4 protein-coding genes are annotated in these 3,374 nt (G+C 68.2%); all 4 read left to right on the top strand.

What is annotated here, in order from left to right:
- The coding region (locus VGM51_06885; protein HEY3412767.1) for a site-specific integrase at positions 1 to 1,218 on the top strand (1,218 nt) is incomplete at its 5' end.
- Positions 1,215 to 1,628 (top strand): hypothetical protein, encoded by a 414-nt coding sequence (locus VGM51_06880; GenBank protein HEY3412766.1) that lies wholly within the window; start codon positions 1,215 to 1,217, stop codon positions 1,626 to 1,628. The genes VGM51_06885 and VGM51_06880, both read left to right, overlap by 4 nt.
- A gap of 205 nt (positions 1,629 to 1,833) precedes the next feature.
- On the top strand, positions 1,834 to 2,100 hold the full coding sequence (locus tag VGM51_06875) for a hypothetical protein (protein ID HEY3412765.1): 267 nt from the start codon (positions 1,834 to 1,836) through the stop codon (positions 2,098 to 2,100).
- Positions 2,091 to 3,113 (top strand): hypothetical protein, encoded by a 1,023-nt coding sequence (locus VGM51_06870; GenBank protein ID HEY3412764.1) that lies wholly within the window; start codon positions 2,091 to 2,093, stop codon positions 3,111 to 3,113. Before VGM51_06875 ends, VGM51_06870 begins: the two co-directional genes overlap by 10 nt.
- Positions 3,114 to 3,374: the final 261 nt, after the last annotated feature.

The following is a 3,374-nucleotide window of genomic DNA, read 5'->3' as shown; positions in this document are numbered from 1 at the left end:
AGGAGGTGGGCGATGGCGAAGTACGGGGCCGGGAGCGTCTACCCGCTGGCGAACGGCAAGTGGGCGGGCCAGTGGAGCAACGGCCGGCGGGACGACGGAAGCCGGGACCGGGGGACCGTGACGGCGGACAGCGAGGCGGCGACATGGAAGGCGCTGGCGGCCGCGCGGGGGAAATCCTCCTCTACGAGACCGCGAAAGGGCGGCGAAAGCGTGGGCGCGTTCCTCGAGCGGTGGCTGGTTGACGTGGTGAAACCGACGAGGCGCGAGCGCACCCTCCTCGGATACCGCAGCATCGTGTCCCTGCACCTCGTCCCCGCCTTCGGGGAACGCCCCCTCCGATCCCTCGGACGCCGCGAGGTGCAGGGCTGGGTGAACCGCCAGACCGACTCCCCGACCTCGGTGCGCCACCGGGTGGACTGCCTCCGCTCGGCCATGTCCTACGCCGTGCGCTGGGGCCTGATCGACGCCAACCCGGCCAGCGACCTCGACCTGCCCTCACCCGTCAAGCGCACCGTGAAGGCGCTGCGCCCCGAGGACGCGAAGGCCCTTCTCTCCGCCGTCGAGGGCCAGTGGTTCGCGCCGCTGGTCACGGTGGCGCTCTACACCGGACTGCGACAGGGCGAGCTGCTCGGCCTGCGCTGGGAGGACGTGAACCTTGGTCACGCTGCAAGAGCAACTGGACGAACTGGACCGGGCGTGGACCCTGATGGTGATGGAGTTGGCACTGGCGCTGGGGATCGTGAGGTTGATGGACTGGCTCGATCGGCTTCTGTCACCGTCCACCACAGCCTCGCCCGCCTCCCCGGACCCCGAGGAACCCGCTACGTCCTGACGGAGCCCAAGAGCGACCACAGCCGCAGGACGGTCCCCCTGGCCGCGCCCGCGCTGGCGGTCCTGCGCGACCTGCGGCGCGACTCGCTGGCGGTCGTGGGCAACGCGCACCACCTCGTGTTCACCCGCGACGGCAAGCCGATCGACGGCACGCGCCTGACCCACGAGTTCCAGGACTGCCTCGAGGCGAAGGAGCTACCCGCCATGCGCTGGCACGACCTGAGGCACGCCACGGCCTCGCTCCTGATCGCCGAGGGCGTCGGGCTCGCGGTCGTGTCGAGCATCCTCGGGCACTCGGGGATCTCCATCACCGTCGACACATATGGTCACCTGACCGACGACACGAAGCGCGACGCGATGGCGTCGCTGGGGAGGGCAGTTGGATGAGCCTCACCCTGACCCCGAGGAATCGATCGATCGGCTCCTTCCAGATGGGCAGTTGGTCGTGGGGGTATCTCTTGGAGATGGCCGGCCCGGTGATCCCGGGCTTCGTCACGTCCCGTGGCCGCTGGTATCTACTCGAAGGGGACCCTAGGTGGAAGGACCTGGACTACCCCGCCGTTCTCGGAGACTCCGGGCGACACTTCTACATCAGGGCCGACGAGGCGAAGCACCTTGCTCGCGTGGCTAGGAACTGGGCCGACATCCAGACTCATCTCGATGAGTCACACCGCGCGAAGGTGTTCGGGCAAGACGAGTACGCGCGTCCGTTTCCAGAGAAGGTGCGCGACGACTGGGCCGTGCTGTTCCATGACTTCTCGGACTGGGCTGAGCGCAGCAGAGGCTTCAGCAAGTGACCCACATGGCAGCAGAAGTGGCAGGATCCGCCTGATCCCCGTTCCACGCAGCGGACTCAAACACCGCTGAGGGCAACCTCGTAGGGGTTCGACTCCCCTCTTCGCTACCACATCGGCCTACCCTGACCGACAGGCACATGGCAGCGGAGATTGCAGCGCAGAGAAGTTAACGGGCCCCCGGTTAGCCGATGTCCCCTGTGGCCCGGTGACGCAGGCGCTCACCTTCCCCACGATGGTGAGCGTGAGCCTCCTCGAGGAGATCGCCGCCACGCCCCCGGTGAAGGGCCCGCGGTGCTCCGTTGCTGCGTTCATCGACGGCCTGGCACCGGACGACGCCGCCGACCTCCGAACCGCCTTCGACTCCGCCTACATGACCAGCGCGATCTACCGCGCGCTGCGCAAGCGTTTCCCCTCCACCCCCAACGAGAACACGCTCGCCCGCCATCGCCGAGGAGCGTGCTCGTGTCCCTGATCGACGACGTCAAGGAAGAGGACACGTCCAACGAGCTGCGGCTCGCGCTGAACAAGGCGCTCCGGGACCTAGAGCGATCCAGGGCGAAGCGCGAAGAGCTCGTGGAGGCCGTCTACCGGGCGGCCCTCGACGCCGCGCGCGCCATGGTCATCGAGCCTGTGCCGGTCCCGGCCAGGGATCTCCGCAAGGCCAAGCCCGAGGTGGCCATCTGTCTTCTGGCCGATTGGCAGTGGGGCAAGACCACCCCCGAGTACAACAGCGATATCGCCGCCGCGCGGGTCGCCCGGTACGCGCAGAAAGTCGTCAAGCTCATCGAGGGCGAGCGCGCAAAGCACCCCGTGGAAGAGGCCCGCATCTACCTACTCGGCGACCTTGTCGAGGGCGAGGAGATCTTCCCCGGACAGGCCCACCGGATCGACTCATCGCTCTACGTGCAGCTGTTCGCCGCGTCACAGGCCCTCGCCTCGCTGGTGCGGACAGTCCTGTCCTCGGTGCCCACGCTCAGGGTCAAGGGCGCCATCGGCAACCACGGCGCCATGGGCGGGCCGATCCGCCGCTCCTACCACCCAGAGACCAACTTTGACGCGATGGTCTACAACATCGCCCGAATGCTGCTCAAGGACGAGCCCCGCGTGGAGTGGGGCGAGACGTTCGTGGCCGGCGAGCGGGCGTGGTACGCCACCGACGAGGTGATGGGCAAGCGCTGGTTCCTGTTCCACGGCGACCAGGTGAAGTCGGCCTCGTTCGGCATCCCGTGGTACGGCTTCAACAAGCGCCTGCTCGGCTGGGCTACCAGCGTCGAGCCCTTCGAGTACAGCGCGTCGGGCCACTGGCACGTCCCGGTCCGCATGCAGGTGAACGCGATCACCCACTGGGGCGCGGGATCTACGGAGAGCGCCAATACCTTCGCGCAGGAGTTCCTGGCATCGGGTGGTCAGCGCCCTTCACAGTGGCTCCTCTTCGCGGGCGAGCGCGGCGTCACCTCCGAGTGGTGCGTCTACCTCGATGACTAGGCCCTCTTGTCCCTCCTGCCACCGGTACGCCGAGGACTGGTGGGCGTTCTGCCCATGGTGCGGATGTCCCCTGCGGACCGGTGACACCGATAACCGGACTGGCGACGATAGGACGATGACGGCGCGCAGGTCGGAACCTCTCGGGCGGCACTCCCGCGACAAGGCGACTGCGTGCCACGCCGCCGCCGTCACCACCACATCAGCCCCCGCCCCGTCCCCCCTCCGGGGCGGGGGCGCTCCCGGTTCGTCATGAGCGACGAG

Source organism: Armatimonadota bacterium (genome assembly GCA_036504095.1).
Classification (GTDB): Bacteria; Armatimonadota; DTGP01; order JAKQQT01; family JAKQQT01; genus DASXUL01.
Note: the sequence above shows the minus strand (reverse complement) of the source record. Positions and strands in the feature narration are given on the sequence as shown.

Bases quoted from the DNA above. Each gene is read 5' to 3' on its own strand.
- VGM51_06880 (HEY3412766.1), top strand. From the start codon at position 1,215: ATGAGCCTCACCCTGACCCCGAGGAATCGATCGATCGGCTCCTTCCAG.